The sequence below is a fragment of the Streptomyces sp. NPDC057654 genome (assembly GCF_042800135.1).
Lineage (GTDB): Bacteria > Actinomycetota > Actinomycetes > Streptomycetales > Streptomycetaceae > Streptomyces.
Window position 1 is genome coordinate 1 of sequence record NZ_JBHVHQ010001394.1, and the last position, 1,341, is coordinate 1,341.

The 1,341-nt window shown below is 74.0% G+C and carries 1 pseudogene; it reads left to right on the top strand.

Going from position 1 to position 1,341, the window contains the following annotated elements:
- Window positions 1-1,293 (top strand): annotated as a pseudogene (locus ACFU99_RS43880) (hypothetical protein); the annotation flags it as partial.
- Window positions 1,294-1,341 lie beyond the last annotated feature (48 nt).

Genomic DNA, 1,341 nt, shown 5'->3' on the forward strand with positions numbered 1-1,341 from the left:
GCGACGAAGATGGCCGAGGCGCTCGCCCGGGCGGCCCGGCCCGTCGCCCGCAAGCTGCACCGTGCCACCCGCGGCGCCGCCCGCCGCGTGCAGCGCGGTGCGGTGATGGCCGCGAAAGCGGCCCGCATAGCCGCCCGTACCGCGCGGCGCATCGGCGGGCCGCTGGTGCGCAAGCTGCGGACTCTGGCGCGGCTGGCCGGGCGGTGGGTGCGTGCCTCCCGCGCCGGACACGCCACCATCATGGGCTGGCGGCTCCTGCGCAAGTGGGCCCGCAACCGCGCCCGCCGCGCCATCCGCGCCGCCGGGGCGGGGGTGCTCGCGGTGGCCGCCGGCGGCCTGGCCGCCGTGCCGGGGCTGGTTCTGGCGCTGCCCGCCGCGCTGCTCGGAGCCCTCCTGCGGCGTTCGCGGCTGGCGCGGCCGGGGCCGGTGTGGGGGCTGAGGTTCCTGCGCTGGGGTCCGGTCATCGCCTGGCGGGTGTGGCGCCGCTGGATGGTGCGCCTGCGCGTCGCCGTCGCCTTCCCTTCTCCCGGCCGCCCCCTGTCCGCATCGTCCGCCGCCTCCACGGGCGGCTGGGGAGACATCATGAGCCACTTCGTCCGCGAGACCGAGACCGTACGCACCGCCTACGCCGCCTACGACCCGCCCTCCATGCTCTCGGTCGGCGCCGAGTACGAGGGCCTGCCCGAAGGCATCTACTCCGTCGCCGAAGCGATCCGACAACTCGCGGTGAACACCGCCGACCGCTACCCCGCCGACCAGCGCCTCGCCGACACCGTCGCCGCCGTCTACGCCCTGGTCCGCCAGGCCGGGGACGCCGCCGCCGACCTCTATCCCACCTTCGCCAAGCACCACGAATGGGACCTCGCCCGGCACGAGACGCCGCGCGTGCGCGAGCACATGTGGAACATCTTGGAGCGCCGCCTGGATGGCACCTATGACCGGCGGCTTTCGCTGTTCCGGTCCTCGTGCGAGGACATCGCCCACACCTACGCCCGCAACGAACTCACCGCAATGATGGGCCCCTACGCGGTCGCCGCCGAATACGAGGGCATCCCTATCGGGCTGGAGAACGTCGCCGCCGCCATCGACTTCCTCGCCGTCAAGAGCGCCGAAGCCTACCCGGTGGAAAAGCCCGTCGCGGAAGCCGTCGCCGACATCCACCACCTGCTGCAACGCGCCATCTCCGCCTCGTGCGACCTCTTCCCGGCCTTCCGCCGCCTGCACGCCCGCGACATCCAGCGCCACGAAGCCCCCCGCAACGGCGTGATGGCCGAAGCCATGTGGGACCACTGACCACCCCCTTCCCCCGTTTGCAGCGTGCGGCCCGGCACCAGGTGGTGC